General features: G+C 71.8%; 18 protein-coding genes. 3 read left to right on the top strand and 15 right to left on the bottom strand.

Annotated elements, in window-relative coordinates; translation table 11 throughout:
* From tssE to tssA, 6 genes are all read right to left on the bottom strand, one after another.
* Positions 1-513, bottom strand: coding sequence for a type VI secretion system baseplate subunit TssE (gene tssE, locus AC1ROY_RS19910; RefSeq protein WP_493150614.1), 513 nt, complete (start codon positions 511-513; stop codon positions 1-3).
* 10 nt (positions 514-523) lie between these two features.
* Entirely contained in the window at positions 524-1,324 is an 801-nt protein-coding gene (locus AC1ROY_RS19905; RefSeq protein WP_493150613.1) for a type VI secretion system accessory protein TagJ, read from the bottom strand.
* Between the two features lie 177 nt (positions 1,325-1,501).
* Positions 1,502-3,058 carry a type VI secretion system contractile sheath large subunit gene (gene tssC, locus AC1ROY_RS19900; RefSeq protein ID WP_493150612.1) on the bottom strand — a complete coding sequence of 519 codons (1,557 nt, stop codon included), beginning with the start codon at positions 3,056-3,058 and terminating at the stop codon, positions 1,502-1,504.
* 22 nt (positions 3,059-3,080) lie between these two features.
* Positions 3,081-4,577 (bottom strand): type VI secretion system contractile sheath large subunit, encoded by a 1,497-nt coding sequence (gene tssC, locus AC1ROY_RS19895; protein ID WP_493150611.1) that lies wholly within the window; start codon positions 4,575-4,577, stop codon positions 3,081-3,083.
* 4 nt (positions 4,578-4,581) lie between these two features.
* Positions 4,582-5,088: a type VI secretion system contractile sheath small subunit gene (gene tssB / locus AC1ROY_RS19890; protein ID WP_493150610.1), complete on the bottom strand. Its 507-nt coding sequence runs from the start codon at positions 5,086-5,088 to the stop codon at positions 4,582-4,584.
* A gap of 159 nt (positions 5,089-5,247) precedes the next feature.
* Entirely contained in the window at positions 5,248-6,378 is a 1,131-nt protein-coding gene (tssA, locus tag AC1ROY_RS19885) for a type VI secretion system protein TssA (RefSeq protein ID WP_493150609.1), read from the bottom strand.
* A gap of 320 nt (positions 6,379-6,698) precedes the next feature.
* On the opposite strand from tssA, the gene tssH reads away from it, so the two are divergent.
* The 3 genes from tssH (at position 6,699) to AC1ROY_RS19870 (ending at position 10,677) form a co-directional block, all read left to right on the top strand.
* Complete coding sequence (gene tssH, locus AC1ROY_RS19880; RefSeq protein WP_493150608.1) at positions 6,699-9,332, top strand: type VI secretion system ATPase TssH; 2,634 nt, start codon at positions 6,699-6,701, stop codon at positions 9,330-9,332.
* A 301-nt stretch (positions 9,333-9,633) separates the two neighbouring features.
* Positions 9,634-10,113, top strand: a complete 480-nt coding sequence (locus tag AC1ROY_RS19875) for an Hcp family type VI secretion system effector (RefSeq protein WP_493150607.1) — start codon at positions 9,634-9,636, stop codon at positions 10,111-10,113.
* Positions 10,114-10,314: 201 nt separating this feature from the next.
* Positions 10,315-10,677, top strand: coding sequence for an H-NS histone family protein (locus tag AC1ROY_RS19870; protein WP_493150606.1), 363 nt, complete (start codon positions 10,315-10,317; stop codon positions 10,675-10,677).
* Between the two features lie 7 nt (positions 10,678-10,684).
* Here AC1ROY_RS19870 and AC1ROY_RS19865 read toward each other — a convergent pair whose 3' ends face one another.
* From AC1ROY_RS19865 to AC1ROY_RS19825, 9 genes are all read right to left on the bottom strand, one after another.
* Positions 10,685-11,392 (bottom strand): PP2C family protein-serine/threonine phosphatase, encoded by a 708-nt coding sequence (locus tag AC1ROY_RS19865; RefSeq protein WP_493150605.1) that lies wholly within the window; start codon positions 11,390-11,392, stop codon positions 10,685-10,687.
* Positions 11,389-11,937, bottom strand: a complete 549-nt coding sequence (gene tagF, locus AC1ROY_RS19860) for a type VI secretion system-associated protein TagF (protein WP_493150604.1) — start codon at positions 11,935-11,937, stop codon at positions 11,389-11,391. Before tagF ends, AC1ROY_RS19865 begins: the two co-directional genes overlap by 4 nt.
* A 177-nt stretch (positions 11,938-12,114) precedes the next feature.
* Entirely contained in the window at positions 12,115-15,642 is a 3,528-nt protein-coding gene (gene tssM, locus AC1ROY_RS19855) for a type VI secretion system membrane subunit TssM (protein ID WP_493150603.1), read from the bottom strand.
* Between the two features lies 1 nt (position 15,643).
* Complete coding sequence (gene tssL, locus AC1ROY_RS19850; RefSeq protein WP_493150602.1) at positions 15,644-17,023, bottom strand: type VI secretion system protein TssL, long form; 1,380 nt, start codon at positions 17,021-17,023, stop codon at positions 15,644-15,646.
* A gap of 28 nt (positions 17,024-17,051) precedes the next feature.
* Entirely contained in the window at positions 17,052-18,389 is a 1,338-nt protein-coding gene (gene tssK / locus AC1ROY_RS19845; RefSeq protein ID WP_493150601.1) for a type VI secretion system baseplate subunit TssK, read from the bottom strand.
* 50 nt (positions 18,390-18,439) lie between these two features.
* The gene (gene tagH, locus AC1ROY_RS19840) at positions 18,440-20,224 is read right to left on the bottom strand and encodes a type VI secretion system-associated FHA domain protein TagH (RefSeq protein ID WP_493150600.1); all 1,785 of its coding nucleotides are present in this window, start codon (positions 20,222-20,224) and stop codon (positions 18,440-18,442) included.
* A gap of 205 nt (positions 20,225-20,429) precedes the next feature.
* On the bottom strand, positions 20,430-20,720 hold the full coding sequence (locus AC1ROY_RS19835; RefSeq protein WP_493150599.1) for a PAAR domain-containing protein: 291 nt from the start codon (positions 20,718-20,720) through the stop codon (positions 20,430-20,432).
* Positions 20,720-21,310 (bottom strand): DUF6931 family protein, encoded by a 591-nt coding sequence (locus tag AC1ROY_RS19830; RefSeq protein WP_493150598.1) that lies wholly within the window; start codon positions 21,308-21,310, stop codon positions 20,720-20,722. Before AC1ROY_RS19830 ends, AC1ROY_RS19835 begins: the two co-directional genes overlap by 1 nt.
* Before the next feature lies 1 nt (position 21,311).
* Positions 21,312-23,246 (bottom strand): type VI secretion system Vgr family protein, encoded by a 1,935-nt coding sequence (locus AC1ROY_RS19825; protein ID WP_493150752.1) that lies wholly within the window; start codon positions 23,244-23,246, stop codon positions 21,312-21,314.
* Positions 23,247-23,323: the final 77 nt, after the last annotated feature.

Here is a 23,323-nt window from a genome sequence, read left to right as displayed (position 1 = left end):
TCATCCCCGCTCCGTCACGATGACTTCGTGGGAGACGGCCTCGATCACCGTCTCGAAGCTGATCGGCTCCGGGATGGGATCGGTGCGCAGCACGGCGTCCACCTTGAGGCGCAGCGTGCGGTCCAGCTCGTTGCCGGACTCGCGCAGCTGCACGCGCACGGACAGCAGCCGCGGCTCGAAGCGGCGGATGATGCGCTCCACCTCCATGGCCAGCCCCTCGCGGCGCTCGGGCAGCGCATAGGCGCCCGAGGTCGCATCCGGGATGCCGTAGCCGAGCGGCGACATCGGCAATTCCGTCCCCGTGATCGGCAGGGGCCAGCGCCGGCGGCGGGCGTTGAGCAGGGCCTCGAGGTCGCGGCGGACGGCGGCGCGCAGCGTGTCCAGCGCCTCGGCGGGCGTGGGGAGCTTTTCTTCCTTAGTGCCGGGATCGGCGTCCAGCAGGCGATCGAGCAGGGGCAGCCGGACGCGCTGCGTCGGCCGTGTGCCGGAGCTGCGCTCGCCTGATCCGCTCATTGGGGGCCGCTCATGGGGCGAAGCGGATGGCGGCGAGGTCGGAGAGCGCGATCGCCTCCTCGCCGATGAGGAAGAGCCGCTGGCCGCGGCCGCGCACGGGGCCGGCATCCTCGGTCCATTCGGTGACGCGGCCGAGCTTCACGGGGTCGGGCTGGCCGGCCGGCGCGGCGTAGATCGTGGGCATGTAGACCACGCCCTCGGTGCCGTCCTTCAGCTCGATGGTGGTGCGGCGCCAGGCGAGGTCGCGCGGGCGGCGCGGCGTGTCGAAGTCGAGCGCCACCAGGCGCTCCACCGGCACCAGGATGTGCTCGCCATTGGTGGTCAGCACCTCGACCATGGGGGCCAGCAGGTCGTCGGCGTCGCGGAAGTCGTCGAAGGCGATGGTCGTGCCGTCGGCCAGCTCGGCCTCGCCCGAGATCCTGGGGCGGGCCTCCTCCGCGGCGTTCGCCTCGGCCATGGCCTCCTCGGTCGCGCCGGCGCGGGCCAGGACGGCGGCGCGCAGCGCGGCCGACTGCGCGCTCGTCGCATCGTCGGCGGAGAATTTCGGCGCGCGCGCCTCGTTCCACACCTGCTGGCGCACGACCTCGGCGCGCAGCAGCTTGCGGAACTCCAGCACCGCCGGCGAGGGATCGTCGAGCACGGCGGCGTCGAGCATGCGGTCCGCCCGCTCGGCATCGCCCGCGAAGAGCATGAGCTCGGCGAGCAGCCATCGCGCTCCCGAATCCCGCGGCGCGGCCTTCACCGCCGCCTGCGCGGCCGCGACCGCCGCCGCCAGATCGCCCGCCTTGAACGCTTCGCCCGCAGTGGCCATGAATCCGTTTCCTTCTTAGAGCGGGATGACCGCAGGCGCGAAAGCGCCGGAGGTCTGAATCCTGCGACAAAACCGATGCGGGATGACCGCAGGCGCGAAAGCGCCGGAGGTCTGAATCCTGCGACAGAACAAATGCCCTGGACCATCGTGAGTGGGCGGATGCGAACTCATGACGGTCTAGGCCGCGCGGGGCGCGGCGAGATCGGTGACGAGCCGGAAGGAGGCGCCGACCTCGTCCAGCTGGTAATGCGGCTGCAGATGGATGGTGCAGCCGTAGGAGCCCGGCCGGCCCGGCCGGTCCCGCACCTCGACCCGCGCGTCGCGCAGCGGGTATTTCGCCGCCGCCTCGCCGCTGCCCGCCAGGCCGGTGACGTGCCGGTTCAGCCATTGCTGCAGGCGCAGCTCGACCTCGTCGGCGCCGAGGAAGCTGCCCACCATGTCGCGGCCCATCAGCTTCACGATATGCGCGAAGCGCGAGACGCAGAGCACGCTGTTGAGCTGCGCCGAGATGCGCTGGTTGGCGTCGGCCACCTGCGTCGTCATCTTCGGCGGCCTGTGCAGGCTCGGCACCGCGCCGAAGGAGCCCTCGGGCAGGGAGTCGAGGCCGCAGAAGGCGACCATGCCGCCGTCGGCCGCCTCGCGCTCCTGGTCGTCGGTGAGCGCGACCTCGAGCGGGGGGCGCGGCGGCGGACCGGGCGGGTCGGCGCGGAAGCGCTCGTGCGGCAGGCTCTCGACCACGCCGCCCGTGGCCTCCCAGCCCGGCTCGGCGCCGCGGATCTCGGCGGGCCAGCGGTAGCGCGCGAAGGCGCGGGCGGCGACGGAGGCGAGCGCGTAGACCGGCGTGGTCCAGACGCGCTGCGAGGCCGCACCGGCATCCTCGCGGTAGCGGAAGCGGTCGGCACGGCTGCCGTCGTCGCGCCAGGCCGGGCGGCCCAGCGTGCGCGGCAGGACCAGCGCCAGGAAGCGCGTGTCGTCGCGCGTGGCGAGGCTGCGCCAGCGCGTCCGCTCCGGCGCGCGCAGCACCTCGGCGAGCGAGGTGGTGGTGGCGAGGTCGTGCCAGGAATCCAGCCCGAGCAGCGCGGGCGAGGCCGGCATCACGATCGGGCAGAAGGCGGCGGCGCCGACGGCGGCGAGCTGGTCGAGCACGCGCACGTCGTCCACGGGATGGCCCTGCGCGGGGCCGGGGCGGATCTCGAAATCGGCGGCCAGCATGCCGTAGGGCTCGCCGCCGGGCGTGCCGAACTCGTCCTCGTAGATCAGGCGGAAGAGCACGGACTGGTCGAACTCGGCCGCGCGCTCCAGGTCGCGCGCCAGCTCCTGCCAGCGCGCGGCGAGCAGGCGGACCTTCACCAGCCGGTCCTGCACGAAGCCCTCGACGAGCCAGTGCAGCCCGCGCCAGGAGCCCTCCAGCCGCGTCAGCCGCGGATGGTGCAGGACGGCGTCGAGCTGGCGGGAGATGGCGGCGTCCAGCGCCGCGATGTCGCGGTCCAGCGCCTCCTCCAGGATGGCCCTGCGGCTCTTCCCGGAGGCGGCGATGGCGCGCAGGCGGTCGCGGCCCATCCAGCTGCGCAGGATGGCGCCGGGATCGCGTTCCATGAGGAAGCCGGCCATCTCGGCCGCCGGCGAGCCCGCCGAGAAGTGGCGCCCCGCGAGGGCCACCTCGCGGAGGCCCCCTTCGATGCGCCTCCCATCGGCGACCCGAGTCTCGGGCGAGATGGCGCCAAGCCCCGCCATGTCTCGCCCCCTTTCCCGCAGATCAGGCCTTCTGCGGGATGCGCGCGACCATGCGCATGGAGGTGGTGAGCTCCTCCATCTGCAGCCACGGACGCATGTAGGCGACGGCGTTGTAGGAGCCCGGCTTGCCCGGGATCTCCTTCACCTCGACGCGCGCCTCGCGCAGCGGGTACTTCGCGCGGCTTTCCTGGCCGGCGCCCTCGATCGGGTTGACGTAGTTCTGGATCCAGCGGTTCAGCCACTGCTCGCAGTCCGTCGCCTCCATGAAGGAGCCGATCTTGTCGCGCGCCATCACCTTGAGGAAGTGCGCGAAGCGGCTGGTCGCCATGATGTAGGGCAGCCGGGCCGAGATCGCCGCGTTCGCCGTGGCTTCGGGGCGGTCGTACTTCTTCGGCTTCTGCGTGGTCTGCGCGCCGAAGAACACCGAGTAGTCCGTGTTCTTGTAGTGGCAGAGCGGCAGGAAGCCGTTGTTGGACAGCTCGGCCTCGCGGCGATCGGTGATGCCGATCTCGGTGGGGCACTTGGTGTCCATGTCGCCGTCGTCCGAGGTGAAGACGTGCGTCGGCAGGTTGGTCACCATGCCGCCGCCCTCAGCGCCGCGGATCGCGGTGCACCAGCCGTACTGCGCGAAGGCGTCGGTGAGGCGCGCGGCGTGGACATAGGCCGCGTTCATCCAGCAGTAGTCGCTGTGCTCCATCGCCTTGGCGGTGCCGTCGGCGTTGAAGGGCGCCTCCTCATAGGCGAACTCGTCGATCGGCTTGGTGTTCGCGCCGTAGGGCAGCCGGGCGATGACGCGCGGCAGCACCAGCGTCACGAAGCGGCTGTCCTCGCTGTCGCGGAAGGAGCGCCACTTGGCGTATTCCTGCGTCTCGAAGATCTTCGTGAGGTCGCGCGGCTTGGAGAGCTCGCGATAGTCGGAGAAGCCGAACATGCCCGGGCCGGCCGCGGAGATGAAGGGCGCGAAGCCCGCCGCCGCGACGTTGGACATGAGGCGCAGCGTCTCGACGTCGTCCGGGTGGTTGGTCCACTCGTAGTCGCCGATGAGCGCGCCGTAGGGCTCGCCGCCGGGCGTGCCGAACTCGTTCTCGTAGATCTTCTTGAAGAGGCCGCTCTGGTCGAACTCGACGGCGCGCGTGAGGTCGCGGTTGAGCTCGCGCTTGGAGGCCTGCAGCAGGCGGATCTTGAGGCTCGTCCCCGTCTCGCTGCTCATGACGAGGTGGTTCAGCCCGCGCCAGGAGCCCTCGAGCTTGGTGAACTTCTCGTGGTGGATGATCGCGTTGAGCTGCGCCGAGAGCTTGGCGTCGATCTCGGCGATGGCGCGGTTGAAGGTCTGCGTGAGGTTCTTGCTGTAGGTGACGGTGCCCTTCAGCGCTTCCTCGGTCAGGGCCTTGATGAGGTCCTGCGCGCGGTCCTTCTCGGTCTGGCGCGTGGCGCCGATGACCTGGTCGAGGAAGGAGACTCCCCCTTCCTCGGTGGTGGTCGTGCCGGCTGCGCCGGGCTGGGTCTGTGTGCCGCTCATGGGATCAGCCCTCCGTCTTGCCGAGGCCGAGCTGATCGGACAGGGCCTTCAGCTTGGATTCGTCCTGCAGAACCTCGTCCAGCAGCTCTTCCAGCTTCTCGGAATTGTCGACCTTGCTCATGAGGTCGCGCAGCTTCGCGCGCGTCTCCATGAGGGCCTTCAGCGCCGGCACCTGCTCGGCCACCTTGGCGGGCTCGAAATCGTCCATGTGGCGGAACTTGAGGTTCACCGCCATCTCGCTGCCGTCGCCGGCCAGCGTGTTCTCGACCTTCATGTTGAGGCCCGGCGCGATGCGCGCCATGACGTCGTTGAAGTTGTCGCGGTCGATCTGCGTGAACTTGCGCTCGGCCAGCGGCTTCAGCGGCTCGGACGGGTCACCCGCGAAATCGCCCATGACGCCGACGATGAAGGGCAGCTCGCGCTCGATGGCCGCGCCCTCGGTCTCGACGTCGTAGGTGATGTGGACACGCGGCTTGCGCACGCGGTTCAGCTTGTCATGAACGCTGGCCATGGCATTCTCCCCGGCGCCACGGCGCCGCCCTGGTTGTCCGCACGCCGCGAGTGCCTTTGGCCGGCCCCGCTTGGCGCGGGAGCCTAAGCCTTTGTATTTCGCGGCGTCAATCTTGCGATCGAGGTCTATTCTACCCCGCACCGCACCCGGCGGAAGCGACTATTCTGTCGCGTCCATCGCGCGGGGATGAATTCCCAGGGCGGTCAGCATCGCCGTCCGGGCGCCTTCATCCTGCATCACCTCGGCCAGCAGCTCGGGCAGCGACATGCGCCCGCGCCGCACCGCGTCGGAGAGCGTGTAGGCCAGGAAGGATTGTGGCTCCGTCTTCTGGAAGAACTCGGCGAGCTGCTCCAGCGTCTTCAGCGCCTGCTCGCGCCCGGCGAGGTTGAAGCCCGGCAGGACCATGGCGCCGCCCATCCCGGCGGCCGCCATCGCCGGCTGGCCGGGCACCGCGGGCGAGCCGTCCTCCATCACCATCGCGCCGCCGCCGTCCTCGGCGGGGCCGCCGAGCAGCGTCGCGACCTCGGCCATGCGGTCGAGCACCTCGGCGACCCGGCGCGACGGCGGCGAATCATAGCCGAAGCGGGCGTCCAGCTGATCCTGGAAGAGCTGCCAGGCGGCGCGCGTCTCCTTGGCGAGCGCGGCCATGGCGCGCAGGCCCGGGCGGTCGAACTTCGCCTCCGTCTCCACCGTCTCCAGCGGGATGACGCCTTGCGAGAAACGCTGCTCGCGCCGCGTCTCGTCGGAGATGCCCGCCGTGTCGGCCGAGGCCTCGTACTGATAGATGCTGAAGCCCTCGCCCGAGGGCCGGCGGAACAGCGAGGCGCGGCGCAGCGCCTGCATCACCGTGCCGTCGGTGTCGCCGCCGGCGAGCCCGCCGAGCGGCGCGGCGCGCCCCTCCAGCCCGTCCTCGTCCGGCTGCGGGAAGCCGGCGTCCCAGTGCTGCTCCAGCAGGCCGGCCAGCACGCGCGCGCCGGCGGCGAGGCCGGGCAGCCCCTCCTGCCGGACCAGCGCCTCGGTCAGCCAGGCGGCGATCTCGAAATCCTTCGTGCTGCTGGTGAGGGCCTCGACGGCGAGGCGGCGCACCTGGCGCCAGCCCTCGACGGGCGCGTTCTCGCTCCCGCCCTCGCTGTCCCGCGCCCGCTCGTCGGCCCGGGCCTCGGCCCGCGCATCGCGCAGCTTCTGGTAGACGGAGGAGGGCGAGTAATCGAGCCGGAGATCCTCGCCGGCACCGTCCCCGCTGCCGAGCGGCGCCACCAGCGTGGCCACATCCACCACGTCGTCGACCATGCGTATCCCCCGATTGCCATGACGGTCGCCGGTCGGGCGCCGCGTCGCCCAAGTAGAGCATGAAGCCTGGGTTTTGACACCTTTTGGCGCGCCTTTCGACGCGCCATCCGGATAGCTTTGTCGCGTCTGTCGCGCGTGCGCCGTTTGCAGGATTCTGCATGATGGCAGGACGGGATCATGCGGGTATTCAACAGGCCGTGCAGATGCACAAATTCTCGTCCATTCATGATCTTCCCTGGACACAGGGCAAGAGCGGCCCGTAGCTTCCCGCCGATAAAGGCTGGTTGCCGCGGGAAAGCGGCAAGGGAGACGTCGGCTTCATGGTAGCGATCGATCTGAAGTCCCTGGTGGCCCGGATGACGGAGCTGGGGCGCCGGCAGCTGGAGGCTGCGGCCGGACTCACGCTGTCCCGGACCCACTACAACGTGGAGATCGAGCATCTCCTGATGAAGCTGATCGAGACGCCGGGATCGGACGTCTCGATGATCCTGAAGCAGGCCGGCATCGATGTCGGCCGCGTCCTCTCCGAGCTCACCCGGGCGCTCGACAAGATGCGGACGGGCAATGCCCGTGCCCCCGGCCTCTCGCCCGACATCGTGAGCTGGCTGCGCGAGGCCTGGATGATCGCGAGCCTCGAGGCCAACCAGGGCAAGATCCGCACCGGCCACATGCTGGCCGCCCTCATCAGCGACGAGACGCTGTCGCGCACGGTGAAGGACAGCGCGCCGACGCTGCTCAACATCCCGACCGACGCGCTGCGCAAGAACCTCGATGCCCTCACCAAGGGCAGCGAGGAGGAGGCGCAGGCCTCCATCGCCGCGCCGCCCGGCGCCAGCGGCGCCCCGGCCGAGGGCGCGCCGCGCTCCGGCGGTCCGCTCGACCAGTTCTGCACGGACCTCACGGCGCAGGCCAAGGCCGGCAAGATCGATCCGATCCTCGGCCGCGACGCCGAGATCCGGCAGATGATCGACATCCTCACGCGCCGCCGCCAGAACAACCCGATCCTCACGGGCGAGGCGGGCGTCGGCAAGACGGCCGTGGTCGAGGGGCTCGCGCTGCGCATCGCCTCGGGCGACGTGCCGGAGGCGCTGGCCAAGGTGAAGCTGATGTCGCTCGACCTCGGCATGCTGCAGGCCGGCGCGGGCATGAAGGGCGAGTTCGAGAACCGCCTGAAGGGCGTGATCGACGCGGCGAAATCCTCGCCGCAGCCGGTCGTGATGTTCATCGACGAGGCGCACACGCTGATCGGCGCCGGCGGCCAGGCCGGGCAGAACGACGCGGCCAACCTGCTGAAGCCGGCGCTCGCGCGCGGCGAGATGCGCTGCGTCGCGGCCACCACCTGGGCCGAGTACAAGAAGTACTTCGAGAAGGACGCGGCGCTCACCCGCCGCTTCCAGGTCGTGAAGGTCGAGGAGCCGACGCTGCCGCTGGCCAATGCCATGCTGCGCGGCCTCGTCGCCACGCTGGAGAAGCATCACGGCGTGCGCATCCTGGACGAGGCGGTGACGGAGACGGTGCGCCTCTCCGCCCGCTACATCCCCGCGCGGCAATTGCCCGACAAGGGCGTCTCGCTGCTCGACACCGCCTGCGCGCGCGTCTCGATGAGCCAGGCCGCGATCCCCGCGCCGATCGAGGACCGCACACGGCGCCTCGCGCTGATCGCGACGGAGCTGGCCGCGCTCGGCCGCGAGGCCGCGACCGGCGGCGACCACGACAAGCGCACCGGCGCGCTCGTCATCGAGCAGGCGGAGGTCGAGGCCGAGCTCGCGGCGCTGAAGGAGCGCTGGGAGCAGGAGAAGGCCTATGTCACGCAGATCCGCGAGCTGCGCGAGAAGCTGGAGAATCCGGCGGACGGCCACGACGCCGTCGCATCTCTGGCCGAGCTGACGAAGGTCTCCGCCGCGCTGCACGAGCTGCAGGGCGAGGAGCCGCTGGTGCATCCCGTCGTCGACGGCCAGGCCGTCGCCGAGGTCGTCGCGACCTGGACCGGCATCCCGCTGGGCCGCATGGCCGGCGACGAGATCAAGGGCGTGATGGCGCTGCAGTCCCGGCTGGAGGAGCGCGTGGTCGGCCAGAGCCATGCGCTCGCGGCGATCGCGCAGGCGATCCGCACGAACCGCGCGGGCCTTGCCGATCCGCGCAAGCCGATCGGCGTCTTCATGATGGCCGGCACCTCCGGCGTCGGTAAGACCGAGACGGCGCTGGCGGTCGCGGACCTGCTCTATGGCGGCGAGCAGAACCTCACCACCATCAACATGAGCGAGTTCAAGGAAGAGCATAAGGTCGCGACGCTGATGGGCAGCCCGCCCGGCTATGTCGGCTACGGCGAGGGCGGCGTGCTCACGGAAGCGGTGCGCCGGCGCCCCTATTCGGTGATCCTGCTCGACGAGATGGAGAAGGCGCATCCCGGCGTCCAGGACGTGTTCTACCAGGTCTTCGACAAGGGCAACATGAAGGACGGCGAAGGCCGCGACATCGACTTCAAGAACTGCGTCATTATCATGACTTCCAACGCGGGCACCGACACCATCGCCAAGCTCTGCGCCGACCCCGAGACCGCGCCCGAGCCCGAGGCGCTGGCCGAGGCGCTGCGGCCGGACCTGCTGAAGTCCTTCAAGCCGGCCTTCCTCGGCCGCTGCAACGTGGTGATCTACTACCCGCTCGCGGACCACGTGCTGAAGCAGATCATCGGGCTCAAGCTGCGCAGCATCGGCAAGCGCGTGCGCGAATCCTACGACGCGTCGTTCGAGGTGGATCCCTCCGTCATCGAGGCCATCGTGGAGCGCTGCCGCGAGGTCGAGAGCGGCGCGCGCAACATCGAGAACATCCTCAACCGCACGCTCCTGCCGGAGCTCTCCGCGCAGGTGCTGGAGCGGCTGTCGGAAGGCAAGCCCATCGGCAAGGTGCGCGTCGGTCTGACCGACGATGGAGCGTTCAGCTACACGCTCGAATGAGGGCGCATGCGACGATCGGAAAGCGCGCATGCGACGCTCGGATGACCGCGCATGCGACGCTCAGATGACCGCGCATGCGACGACGCGACACACGCGAAGAATATGCCGTTGCAGCAAAGCATGGTTCGCGTGAGTCTGTGATTGTGGATTTCAGGGTTCCGCAAGCATTGGCACCGCAAGAAGGGCCAGGCAGGCGGGCACCTGCCAGGCGGCGAGGTGGTCTTGCCGCCCCAACAAACCGGCCAGGTCGCCGCCGCGGCACCCGGATCGGCTCAGCGCGCGGCAATGGAGTGAAAAAGACATGGCCATTTTCCTGAAGTTCGGTTCCCTCAAAGGCGAGACCACGCAGACCGCCCACAAGGACTGGATCGAGATCGAGTCCTTCCAGTTCGGCGTCGGCCGAGGCATCTCCATGGGCGTCGGCGGCGGCTCCAAGCGCGAGGCCTCGGCCCCGTCGGTGAGCGAGATCACGCTGACCAAGACGATGGACATCTCGTCGCCCCTGATCTTCAAGGAAGCGCTGGGCGGCAAGGCGGTCGAGGTCCATATCCAGCTGACGCAGACCGACAACAGCGGCAAGCACGTCGCCTTCCAGAAGTACATCCTGAGCGACACGCTGATCTCGGGCTACAGCATCTCCTCCGGCGGCGCGCGCCCCGCGGAGAGCCTGAGCCTGAACTTCGCGAAGGTCGACAGCGAGTACATGAACATCGACGACAAGTTCGCGTCCAAGACGACGGGCCACGTCATCTACGACATCGGCAAGTCCGAGCTTTCGTAAGCGAGGCTCGGCGCCGGGGCGCATCCGCCCCGGCCCGCAGCGCAGGTTCGCCCCTGGCGCGCCCGACCCCCGATGGGTCGCGGCGCGCCAGCCGTTTTCAGGGGATGGCGCTTGCAAATCCGTCCGCTGCGCCATAAGCGCGTTGGGACCTGACCTGGACGGCCCCGGCCGGATTCCCTCTTTGACGGAAAGACACCCTGAATGCCTGATTCCGATGGCAAGCTCGAGACGCTGATCGCCGCCCTGCCGAGCCTGTCGATGGAAGAGCTCGGCATGCTGTCCGAGGCCATCGCGAAGGCGCGGGAGGACATGGCCACCGCCGGCCGCGCCGCGCTGCTGGAGGAGTTCCGCCTCAAGGCCGAGCGCCTGGGCGTGTCGATCGAGGAGCTGGTCGGCGCCGTGGGGCCGGAGGGCTCGCGCTCGCCGAGGTCGGACGCCGGCAAGAAGGTCGCCGCCAAGTATCGCGGGCCGAATGGCGAGGAATGGACCGGCCGCGGCCGCATGCCGAACTGGCTGGCGGCGATGGAGGCCGAGGGCCGCAGCCGGGACGAGTTCCTGATCTGATCGGGCCTCAGGCCTCGATCACCACCACGCTCACATTGTCGCGCCCGCCGGCCTCGACGGCGAGCCGCACGAGCTCTTCGGCCTTGGCGCCCTGCGCCAGCAGCGTCGCGATGCGCGCCTCCGGCAGTTCCTTGAACACGCCGTCGCTGCAGAGCATGTAGCGGTCGCCCGGCTGGATCCGGTCGGCCACCTTGTCCAGCACCAGCTCGCCGCCGGCGCCCACGGCGCGGGTGATGACATTGGCCTTGGGGTGCGATTCGGCGTCGGCCGCGTCGATCTCGCCTGCATCCACCAGCTCCTGCACGAGGCTGTGGTCGCGCGTGAGGCGCAGGAGCTGGCCGTCGCGCATCAGGTAGATGCGGCTGTCGCCCGCCCAGAGCGCGGCGAAGTATTCGCCGCGCGCCAGCAGCACCACGATGGTGGAGGCGATGACGCCGCCGGTGCCGCGCTCCTCCGCCTTGGTCTGCAGCTCCGCATGCACGGCGGAGAGGCGCAGCCGCACCTGCGCCAGCATCTCGGCCGCGGTCAGGCCGGGCGGGATGGCCGAGAGCGCCTCGGCGATGGCCGCGCTGGCCACGTCGCCCGAGCCGTGCCCGCCGGCGCCGTCGGCGACCGCCCAGAGCCCGAGGTCGGGCCGGTCCACGAGGTTGTCCTCGTTGCGGGTCCTGATGGCCCCGGGATGGGTGGCGGCGCTGGAGGCCAGGCTGGCGCTCATGTCTCGGGCTGCTCCACCGCGTGCTGCTCCAGCAGGAGCACGAAATCGACCGGCGCCGGCATGGCGCGCGACGGCTGGCCCGCCGACCAGAAGACGCTGCGGCCGTCGAGCGTCACGTCCGGATCCTCGTCGGGCGGCGGCTCGGGGAGGCTGGCGGCGAGGCCATCGGCGTCGATGCCGCCGGCGCGGGCGCTCAGCGCGGCCGCCTCCAGTGCGTCGTACCACGCCTCCGGCGGCGGCAGGCCTGCCATGGGCAGCACGGCGGCCAAGGTGAGGGGGAAGAGCCGGCCCACCGTGTCGGCCGAGGTGACGACGACGCCGAAGGCCGCATCCGGCCCGCAGGCGCCGGGCGAGAGGCGGAAGCGCCAGGCGGGGGCGGCCTCCCAGGCGGCTTCCCAGTCCTCGCCGAGCCGTTCGCGCGCGGCGGCGATGCCCTCGCTCAGCCAGGCGTCCCAGGGCGTCACGAAGCTGCGCGGCAGCACGCGGCGCACGAAGTCCCCATGGGCAGGGAGCTTGCCGAACAGGCCAGTGCGCGCCTCCTCCATGGCTAGGAGGCACGCCCGGACGGCTGCGTGGCCGCTCGCCGGGCCTCTTGCGCGCCGGCGTCGTCGACAGCCGGGCGCGATGGAGCGGAACCAGCGCGCCGCGGCAGTGCTGCGGCCCTGGCCGGCCTCGGAAGGAATCCCTCGGCGATCGATCCACGGTCCATCCGGGTGTGCCTCCTAGTTCTGCGTCTGCGGCGGCGTGAAGGTCGGGCAGCGGAAGTCCAGCATCTCGCGCAATCCGAAGGGGTTGATGCTGCTCGCCGCCTGGAGGGTGAACTCGGCGGTGCGGTCGCCCTGGATGACGCTCAGCCGGAAGCGGTCGGGCTGCGGCGTCGCCAGGACGCGGTGCAGGAAGATCAGCTTCAGTGTGGACCAGGCGCCGTCATAGGCGAGGTCGCCGCGGTTGGAGGCGGGGTCGAAGGTCAGGGTGATCGGGTGCAGCGACGGGAACTGCAGGTCGATCGGCCGGCCGCCGCCGCCCGCCGGCAGCGAGATGCGCGCGCCCGAGGCCTCCAGCGTCGCGCTCGACGTCCCGGCCGAGAGCCCGGCCGGGATGATCTGGAAGCGGAAGCCGTTGGCGACGCCCGCGGGGAAGAAGGCGTCGCGGATCGCCTGGGCCCGCTGGAACTGCATCAGGTCCGAAGCAGAGATGGGCGGCGGCAGCCCGTCCGTCGCCACCGGGCGCCAGGGGCGCTGCGTGACGTCGGCATAGGGGCGCAGGTACTGGGTGAAGAAGGTGTCGAAGGTGCCGCCCGGCGCGAAGAGGCGGATGAAGTCGTCCACCGGCATGTCCGGCGTGTTGGGCTGGCGCCGGAAGGGGAAGCGCGTCTCGATGCCGCGGCAGAGCCCGACGAGGCTGCCGCCTCCACCGCCTCCGCCGCCCCCACCACCGCCTCCTCCGCCACCGCCGGCCGCGGCCGCGATGGCCGCCTGGGCCCCGCCGGCACGGGCGCGGCCCGTCGCCTGGGCGAGCGCGGTCATCCAGGCGCGGAGCGGCTCGGGCTGGCGCTGCGCCTCGGAGAGCAGCCGCTGGCCGGGGTCGAGGCCCACGCTCGGCGGCATCACCGTGCCGGGCGGGGAATTGGCGAGGCGCGCGACCTGCACGTAGAGGTCGTTCAGGATCGCGAGCACGCCGTCGAGCGGCTGGCCCGACGCCTCGCGCAGCGCCTGGAAGCGGCGCTCCACCACCTCGGCGACCGGCGCGGCGCCGCTGCCGACCTGGACGCCGACGGCCGCGGCGACGCGGCTCGCGGCCCCGGCGGCGGCTCCCGCGGCGGCCTGCGCGGCCTGGCCCACGACCCCGCCCGCGGCGGCGCCCGGCACTTCGGGCGCCGTCCCCGGCGAGAGCTGCCGCGCGATGCTGCGCAGCAGGTCCTTCATGGGCGAGTTGGGCGCGCCCAGCAGGTTCAGCGCCTCGGCCGAGGCGTTCAGCCCGACCACCGGCGGCAGCACGAGGTCCTGCAGCATTCCTTCCCAGGCCCGCACGTAGTCGGCGGCGTAGAGGGCGAGCACGTCGGCCTCCAGCCGGCGCGGATCGCCGGCCGCCGTCGCGGCCTCGGGGCCGAGCACCCAGGATTCGCTGGCCGCCTCGAGCGCGGCCTGCGGCAGGCGCGGCAGCACGCCGCGATAGAGCCCGTCCACGGTGAAGAAGCCCGGCACGCCCTCGGTGAGGGGGCGGCCGCTGGGGCGGACGAAGTAGCGCTGGCCCGCGGCGCCGAGCGCCTGGGCCGGCGCCCAGCCCGGCGTGTTGTCGGCCAGCGTGCGCAGCCGCGCATAGACGCGCTGCGCCATGGGCAGCCGCGAGAAGACGCGCCGGGCCTGGTCCACCAGCGCGCCGTCCAGCGGATAGGTGGCGAGCTGACCGGCCAGCAGCGCGTCGAGGTGCCGGCCGAGGGCCTCGCGGCCCGGCTGGTTCACCGCGCCGGGGAAGGCGGCCTGCCAGTCGAGCGAGAACCACTCCTTCACCAGGCTGCGGTCCATCGGCCCCTGCTTGCCGAGCATGAGGTACACGCGCACGGCCTCGTAGAGGTAGTCGGGCCGCTGGATGCCCTCGCGGATCTGCTGCTCCAGCCGCGCCAGCAGGCGGGGCAGCAGCACGCGGTTGAGCGCGCGGCCATAGGCGCTCTCGGCGCCGGCCTGGAGCATCTCGCCCTGGCTCAGGCCGAAGGGCGGGCCTTCGCCGGCGGCGGCCGGCGGCAGGGCCTTCGTCGCCTCCAGATAGGCGAGGATGGGCGCGAGGTCGGGGCCGCGCACGCGGTCGAGCGGCGCGGCGGCGCCGCTCTGCTCGGCCGCGCCCACGGCGGCCGCCAGACGCTCGCTGCGGCCGCCCTCCGCGTTGAGCGCGGTCCAGCCCCAGACGCCGCCGCCGAGCACCAGCAGCAGCGCCGCCGCCCAGGAGCCGATCTGCACGATGCGCCGGCGCGATTCGAGGCCGCGGTCATTGGCGGCGAGCCGCGCCTCGTTGAACACCACGTCCTTGAGCAGCCGCGTCAGGAAGTAGGCGCGGCCCTTCTGGCCCATGATCGCGGCCGGCCGGCTCGGATCCAGCCCGAAGGAGCGCGAGAGCGCGCCGGCGAGGCGATCGAGCGGCGTGCCCTCCTGCGTGCCGGAGGTGAAGTAGACGCCGCGCAGCAGGGGCGCGGGGTCGAGCTTGGAACCGCCGAAGGCCGCCTGGGCGAAGTCCTTCAGCGCGGATTCCAGCGAGGCGAGCTGCGTCGGGAAGCCCGCGATCAGCGCGCGCTGCTGCGGTCCGCGCTCGGTCTGCAGCCGCTCGATCAGGCGGACCATCAGCCGGTCCGAGAGCGCCTTGAACTCCTGGCCGAACTGCGTGACCGCGCCCTCGGGCGCGTTGCCGACGGGGAAGGTGAAGCCCCAGACCTGCTCGCGCGCGGTCTTGTCGAGGTCGTCGAAGAACTCGAGGAAGCCGGGCAGCAGGTCCGCCTTGGTCACGACGAAATAGACCGGCAGCCGCTGGCCGAGCCGCTGCTCGAGCTCCTTGATGCGACGGCGCACCGTGCGCGCATGCGCCTCGCGCTGGGTCGCGTCGAGGCGCGAGAGCATGTCGACCCCGAAGGCGACCAGCACGCCGTTCAGCGGCTGGCGCGGGCGGTTCTTCTTCAGCAGGTCGAGGAAGCGCTCCCAGCCGGCCTTGTCGGCCGTCTCGTCGCTGTCCTGCGTGGTGTAGCGGCCGGCCGTGTCGATCATCACGGCGCGCTCGGTGAGCCACCAGTCGCAGAAGCGCGTGCCGCCGACGCCGGCCACGCGGCCCTCGGCCAGCGGGAACTCCAGGCCCGAATTGAGCAGCGCCGTGGTCTTGCCCGAGCCGGGCGGGCCGATGATCGCGTACCAGGGCAGGTCGTAGAGGTAGGTGCCCTTGCCGCCGGTGGCGGATTTCAGCTTGGCCAGGGCGTCGGTGAGCTTGGCGCGGAGCTCGGCCTCCTCCTCGGCGGCGGCCTCGTCCTTCTTGGCCTGCGGGTCGGGCGCGGCGGCGGCCTCGACCAGGCCCGCGTCGCGGCTCTCGCGCTTCCGGCCGATCAGGAAGAAGACCAGGAACCAGATGAGGACCGGGATCGCGACCAGGACGGCGCGCAGCCAGATCGCGTCGAACATCTCGCCGAGCAGCGGCGCGAAGAGCCAGATGACGACATCGAGCAGGATGACGCCGAGCAGCGCGCCGAGCGCCGGGATGGTGAACAGGCTGCGCATCTCAGCGGCCTCCCCGCAGCAGGATCACTTCGATGCGCCGGTTTTCCTCGCGGCCTTCGGGCGTGGTGTTGGGCGCGATCGGCTCGGCATCGGCCTTGCCCTCGATGGTGAAGCGGGCGGGCTCCCCGTTCGCGGCGATGATGAGGTTCGCCGCCTCCTGCGCGCGCGCCTGGGAGAGCGCGAAGTTCGAGGGGAAGCGGACGGAGCGGATGGGCTGGTTGTCCGAATGGCCCTGGATCAGCACGCGGCCGGGCTCGGTCTTCAGCGCCTCGCCGATGCGGCGCAGCAGATCGTGGAAGCCGCGGTCCACGGTCGAGGAGGCGGAGGGGAACATGCCGCGGCCGCGGATGCGGACCAGGACGCGCTGCGCGTCGCCTTCGACGGTGACGAGGCCCTGCGCGATCTCGGGCGCGAGGAACTGGCGCAGCGTGGGCAGCGCGTCGGGGCGCGGGGTCGCGGTCGGCGGCGGAGGTGGCGGCGGCGCGGGCGGCACCGGCGGCGCGGTGCGGTCGATGGAGGGCAGGGCGCCGGGCGGCAGCGCGGCCATGCGCTCGTAGAGATTGCCGGCCTGGGCGCCCAGCTTGTCGGAGACGTAGTACCAGCCGCCGCCGAGCAGGAAGATGGCCAGGGCGAAGGCCACCCAGGCGGGGACGCTGCGGCTCTGGCCGCGATGCGGCGCGTCCACGCCGCGCCAGTGCGGCGAGAGCTCGCGCTCGTAGTTGCCGCGCAGCTGCTGGAGGAGCTGGTAGAGCCCCTCGCGCACGCGGTCGAGCTCGGCCGCGCCGCGCGGCATCAGCCGGTACTTGCCCTGGAGGCCCAGCGAGAGCGCCAGGTAGGTGATCTCCAGCGCGCCCTTGTAGCGGCCGGGATCCTTCTGCATGCCGGTCAGCAGGTCGAAGACGCGCTCGCCGGAGCGGACCTCCTGGTGGAAGGTCGAGACCAGCGATTTTTGCGCCCAGGCGGATTGCGCGCCCCAGGGCGTGCTGAGCACCACGTCGTCCAGCGCGGCGGAGATCACGTAGTGGGCGGCGCGGATTTCCTCCGCCGTCGCGCCGGAATCGCGCGCATCGGCCTCGAAGGCGCGCAGCGCCCGAAGCGCACGCTCGCGCAGCTCCTCGACGGGCGGCTGGCCCGCGACGCCGGCATTGGCGAGGCGCGCGAGAATCTGGAGCAGCGGCGAGGCGGCAGCGGCGAGCGGCCCGGGGCCGACCTTGGGCAGCGCCTCGGCCTCGCCCGCCAGCCGCGGCGCGGCGGCGCCGGGCGCGGCCTGCGGCGGTGGAGGCGCCGCGCCCTGCGGCGCGCTCGCCACCGGCCGTTGCGCCCCGCGTCCTACGACGGTGCGGTCGTTGTCGTCGGGTTCACCGAACGGGTTGTCGCTCATGCCACCCTCGCGGAGGTCTCGTTATGGCTCATGCCCGGATCGCCCAGAGGCTGAGACGGAGGTTCGGGAAATCGCCGGAGACGTGGATCGCGAAGCCGCCGCTGGTCTGCATCTGCTGCCAGTGCGGCGAGCCGCGATCGAGCTCGAAATAGACGGCGCCCGCATGGAACGGGATCTGCCGCGGCGCGACCGGCAGCGGGCGCACGATGATGCCGGGCAGCGCCACGTTCACCAGCTCGCGGATGTGCTCGACGGCGCCGATCTTCACCTGGTTAGGGAATTGCCGGCGGATGGTCTCGCCGGGGATGTCGGACATGACCGTCATCACGAACTGGCCGGCGCGCAGCAGGTTCCGGTCGAGGATGGGGCCGACGCGCACGCCGTGGCTGCGCTCCTGCAGCGGGATCTCGACGGCGTTGGTCTCCAGCACCGCGGAGAGGCTGCGGCGGAGGTCGGCGATGACCGGCGCGAAGCTGCGCTGCAGGTCGTCGTGGCGATAGGCGGGGTAGGTGGTCGCCTTCTTGTCCGGCGCGGTGAAGGTCGCGAGCTCGCCCGCGATCTGGATCAGCGTTCCGTAGAGCGTCTCGGGATGCACGTTGCCGGCGTCGGCGTAATGCGCGAGCAGCGGCAGGCAGCGGTTCACCGTCTGGAGGAGAAGAAAGTCGGCGACCTCGGCCACGCCGCGCGCGCCGGGCTGCGAGAGCCGGGCGCCCAGCGCCTCGGCGCGCTGGCCGAGCATGCCCACCAGCTCGCCCAGCACGTTGGAGAGCGGCGGCACGGCGGAGACGCGCAGGCAGGGCGGGATGAAGCGGTCGTCCACCACCACGCGGCGGTCGGCCTGGACCTCGACGATGCGGGCCAGGCCGAGGCAGGTGAAGCCGGCGCGTTCCTCGCTTTCCAGCATGTAGCGCAGCCGCGGGCGGCCGACGGCGAGCTCGGCGGGCAGCGTGGCATCGGAATGCGTGTCGTAGGCCTCGAAGGCGCGCAGGCCGTAGCGCGCGGCCGCACCTTCGGGACCGTCCGTCGCGGTCACCTCGGGGCTGCCGGGCTGGCGCACGGGCAGGGCCAGATAGACGATCTGGTTGCGCGTCCCCTCCAGCAGGTCGAGCGGCGCGGGCTGGTCGGCCGTGCCGGGGATGGCGAAGGGCGTGCCGTCCTCCAGCACGCCGGCGATGTTGGACAGCGCGAACTTTCCCGCGCCCAGGAGGTCGCGGTCGAGCGCGATCTCGGTCACGCCCCAGGGATGCGGGCGCAGCGGCGCGCTGCGCGCCTGGAGCAGGTGCTCGAAGTACCGGTCCTGCTGCTGGTAGTGCTGGGCCCGGAGGAACATGCCCTCCTGCCAGACGACCTTGTCGTTCCAAGCCATGCCGCGAGACATTCCCCCGAAAGTGCCGGCCCCGGAGGGGCCAGATGTGGTCAGCGGCCGCCGCGCGCGGCCTCTTCATAGGCGCGGGCGAAAGCCTTGCCGAAAGCGCTGTCGAAATCGTCCTCGAACTGGTCGGTCACCTGCTGGTGCAGACGCTTGTAGGCCTCCCAGAGCTTCTTCTCGCGCGCGCCGGGCATCAGCCCGCCGCTGGTGATCTCGCCCTCCAGCGGCGCCGGCGCGAGGCGCGCGAGCAGCGCCTTGGCCGCCGCCTGCGTGGCCGCCAGCGTGGCGAGCTGGTGCGCCGTCAGGTCCTGCACCGTCTCGCGGATCGCGGCGGGGCCGCCGCGCGGCGCGGTGAGCAGGGCCTGGACGGCGGCATCGTCGTCGGCCGCGAACTTCACGGGGTTGTTGCCGGCGGCGCGGAGCATGGTCTGCTCGATGCGGAACTCGCGCTTCACGTCGGCGCGGGCGATGAGCAGGGCGCGCATCCCGGAGACGGCCGCGCGCAGCACCACGCCGGCGGAGTTCAGCGCGGCCGCGGGGTCGAGGCCCGGGGGAGGCGGCGGCAGGCCGGCCGCCTGGAAGACGATGGCCAGCGCGGCCTGCAGGTCGCCGCCGGCCGGGGCTGGGGACGGGGCGGCGGGCGTGACGTTGACTGCGACGGTCACCGCCGGCGCCGGTGGCGGAGGCGGCGGCACGTCGAGGAAGGGATCGGCGGATCGCACGGGAGCCGGCGCGGGAGGGGCCGGCGGCGGCTGGTGGGCGAAGGGATCCGGCGCCGAGGGGCGCGGCGCGTGCGTGGGCGGCGGCAGGTCCGCGAAGGGATCGCCCAGGGGAGGCGCAACGGGAGCCGCGGCCGGGGGCGGCGCGTCGGCGAAGGGATCGGGCAGCGGCGGTGGCGCGGCGGCCGGCGGTGCGGCCACGGGCGCGAGATCCGCGAAGGGATCCGACAGGGGGGCGGCTGGCCGCGCCGGAGGCGGGGAGGCCGGCGCTCCGAGATCGGCAAAGGGATCGCCCAGCGGCGCGGCGGGCCGCGCGGCCGGCGGATCGGCGAAGGGGTCGGCCAAGGGGGCGGGGATTGGCGCGGCCGGCCGGGGCGGCGGGGCGGCCGGCGCGGCGAAGGGATCGGCCTGCCGCGCGGCGGGCGCGCCGAAGCCGGGCGGGGCGTCGGCGAAGGGATCCGGCAGGTGGGCGAAAGGATCGCCCGCCGCCGCGGCGGGCTTCGGCGCCACCGGCGCGTCCCAGTTGGTCGGCAGCAGGTCGGGCATGGTGGCCCGCGGCGGGGTGAAGACGTCGTTCGTGCTGGGACGGTGGTCGGGCATGACCGGGCCGTGATCGTCCGGCGCGAAGGGATCGAAGTCCGACGGCAGCAGCGGCGCATGGCCCGAGGGCGCGCTGTCCCCCGGCGAAAGCCCCGGCAGCGGCGCGGAGAAGATGTCGGAGACCGGGGCGGCGGGCGGCGCCATGGGGTCGGGCACGGCGGCCGCGGACTGCCAGCGGCCCTCGCCGTAGCCGGCCTCCTCCTCGACGCGGCACTCGATCTCGTAGGAGCCGAGCCGCAGCCGGTCGCCGTCGCGCAGCACGCGCACCTGGTCGCGGCCCACCGGCTCGGCGCCGCTGTTCAGGAAGGTGCCGTTGGTCGAGAGGTCGCGCACCTGCCAGGCGCCCGAGAGGTACTCCACGGCGCAATGCCGCTTGGAGAGGACGCGGTCGGGGTCGCGCAGGGGCCAGTCGCATTCGGTGCCGCGGCCCATGACGTATTCGCCGCCGGGCACGCGCCGCTGCTCAGGGATGGCCTGCTCCGGACAGCGAAGGACGGACAGGACAAGCACCATGCGACGTTCTTTCTCACCCTTCGGCGGCGCCCTGACGGGCGCGTTTCAGGCACTTTTTACATCGGCTTGCGCCGTGACAGTAGGCGTTGCGCCGGACGATCGCGTCAAGCGCAGCCCCGTGACCGCTCGTCGCGACCGCCGAGGCCAGCACCCCTCGAACACGCGGCGCGGAGATGCCGCCCGGCGTTCGATGGGCAGGAAACCACTACCCGATCAGCACCGTCGGCGCGCCCAGGACGATCACGCCGCCATGCGCCGTCATGTCGCCCATGCGGGCGGCAGGCAGGCCCCCGATGAGGACGGTGAAGCTGCCCAGCACGATGACGTCGGGCGGGCCTACGCAGACGCACATGTCGGTGACCCGGGCCGCCGGCAACCCGCAGACCAGGACAGGGATGCCGCCCGGCGGCAGGATCGGTCCGCCGACATGCGGAACCGGGCCGGTGAACATCGGGCAGACATGCATGTCGCTCACGCGCGCGGCGGGCTGTCCCATCAGGGCTTCTCCGGTTCGAGGCGCCCGGCGCCGCCGCCGGCGATGTCGCGCGCGGATTGCAGGAAGCGCTGGAAGCGGTCCTCGGCCTTCTCCGGCGCGATGCGCGTCGCGGCGAGGATGATCGCCCCCGCCACCGCCACGCCCGTGAGGTGGTCGGCCGGCGGCACGACCGGCTGGCCCTCGGGCGCCATGCTGCCGCCCGACCAGAAGGCGGCGACGGCCGCCCAGGCCTCGGGGCTGCGGAAGCCGCCCTTCTGCGCGACCTCCATGGTGGCGCGGCGCGCGGCCTCGTCGGGCTTGCGCACCCAGGTCTCGGCGGCGGCCAGCGCCTCGGCGTCGCAGGCGGGCGATTCGGGCACCGGCACGGCGCGGGCGCACATGCAGGCCCACCACACCGCCTCGCGCTTGGGCAGGGCATGGGCGACGAGGCGCAGCGCGTCCGGCATGCGGCCGGCCTCGGCGAGGCGGGCGACGCCCGCGGCGGCGTCGGGCAGCCCCGCCACGAGGGAGGCGCCGGGCGCGTCGAGCTCCAGCCGCGGCAGCAGCGGCTCGAGGGCGGTGGTGAGCTTGTTGGGGGCGGAGGTGCTCATGTCAGTTGATCATCACCAGGCCGCCTTTGACGACCATCATCGCATCGGCCTTGTGATTGGCCATGAGCCCGTGCGTGTCGAGCTGCAGCGTGGCGTCCACCTTGATCATCATGCCGTTGATCGTGACGCCCATCTGGTCGATGACGATCTTGCTCTGCCCGACCTTGAGGGTGATGGACTGCATCGCCTCCATGGTGATGGCGCCGAGCGAGGCCTTGGTGTCGATGTTGCCCATCTTCACCAGCGTGCTCTGGTTGCCCATGTCCACCTTGGTGTCCATGTTGCCCATCTTCACCGTCAGCGCTTCGTTGCCCTGGGTGACGGTGGCCGTGCGGTCGAGCTTCACGGTCTCGGTGTGCTTGCCGTCCACCGTCTCGGTGCGGTTGTTCTTCACCGTCTCCGTGCGGTCGTTCTTGATGAGAAGGGTCATGTCCTTCTCGGCCTGGATGTTGATCTCCTCCGAGCCCTTCTTGTCCTCGAAGCGCAGCTCGTTGAAGTTCGACGCGCCGCCGCCCTTGCTCGACTTCGTCTTGATGCCCGACTGCGTCTTGTTGGCGGGCAGCGAATAGATCGGCTTCTGCTCGGCGTTGTAGACGCTGCCGATGGCGATCGGCCGGTCCGGGTCGCCCTCCTCGAAGGCGATCAGCACCTCGTCGCCGACGCGCGGCAGCGTCCAGGAGCCGCCCCATTTCCCGGAAAAGCTCTGCGCCACGCGCACCCAGCAGGAGGAGGTGTCGTCCTTCTTGCCGGCGCGGTCCCAGAGGAAATGCACCTTGATGCGGCCGTACTCGTCGCAATGGATCTCCTCGCCGGAGGGGCCGGTGACGATGGCGCTGTGCAGCCCGACCATGGGCGGGCGCGGGCGCGGATCGGCGGGGCGCCAGGGGCGGTCGGCCGGCATCAGCACGAGGCTGTTGCTGTAGCCGGAGGTGCCGCCGCCCGAGAGATGGGTCTCGTCGAAGGCCTCGTGCCGCGCCGAGGCGACGAGCCAGGTGACGGCCGCCGTCACGTCGATCCCGCCCTGCACCTTGAGCCGGCCGCCGGCGAAGACGGTGGGGTCGTTGCCGGTGGCCGTGATGCGGTCGGCGACGGTCTCGTAGGTCTCCATGCCGAGCTTGGAGAGGTCGCCCTCCGGCCGCACGGCCTGGCCGCCGGGCCAGCGGTAGATCTCGTACTTCGAGGCGTTGGGCGTGCCGAGGATGCTGCCCGTCTGCTTCTGCAGCAGCGTGTTGGGCTTCAGCCCGTCGAAATCCTCGGCGACCATCTTGCCCGGCTGCAGCGAGGAGACCGGCTTCCAGTCGGTCAGCGTGCCCACGCTGCCGGCATCGGAGCGGACCACCTGGGGAGAGCCCGGTATCATCGGGTAGTCGCTGTTGGCGCCGCAGATCACCAGCGTGTGCTCGCCGGCCTTGTGCTCGAAGAAGTAGCCGCAGCCGGCCTCGTCCAGCATGCGCTGGGCGAAGTCGAGGTCGGTCTCGTTGAACTGCACGCAGTAGGTGCGCGGGCTTGATGGCACCGACCCGCCCCAGCGCACCGGGGCGACGCCGCTGTCGCCGAGGACGGCGGTGACGATGTCCTTGGCCGACTTGTCCTGGAAGATCCGGCAATCCGCCGTGCGCGAGAGGTGCCAGAGGTTCGGCACCACCTCGAGCCGATAGGCCGCAAGCCCGCGGCCGAAGGCGCCGATGCGCGAGAAGGCGCGGACGATGCCGTGGAAGTGGCGCGGCTCCACATGGCCGACCTTGACCGAGCAGGTGACGGGCTTGCCGATGAGCGAGGAGGGCTGGAGGTCCATCTCCTGGCTGATCACCTCGGCGGTCAGCGTGAAGGGCCGGCCGATCGTCTCCTGCACCGACAGGCGCCGGAGAATCAGCTTGTCGGCTCCGAGCGGAGACGTGATCTCCAGCAGCCGATCGGCGTGCGACAGGTTCAACACGTCGCTCAAAGAAGGCGTTCCCCAGGAGTAGTGGCCGTGACCTTAGAGCGCCCGGCGCAGGACCCCGACAGAAAATT

It is taken from the genome of Roseococcus sp. GW821-FHT12F05 (assembly GCF_058806835.1).
Note: the sequence above shows the minus strand (reverse complement) of the source record. Positions and strands in the feature narration are given on the sequence as shown.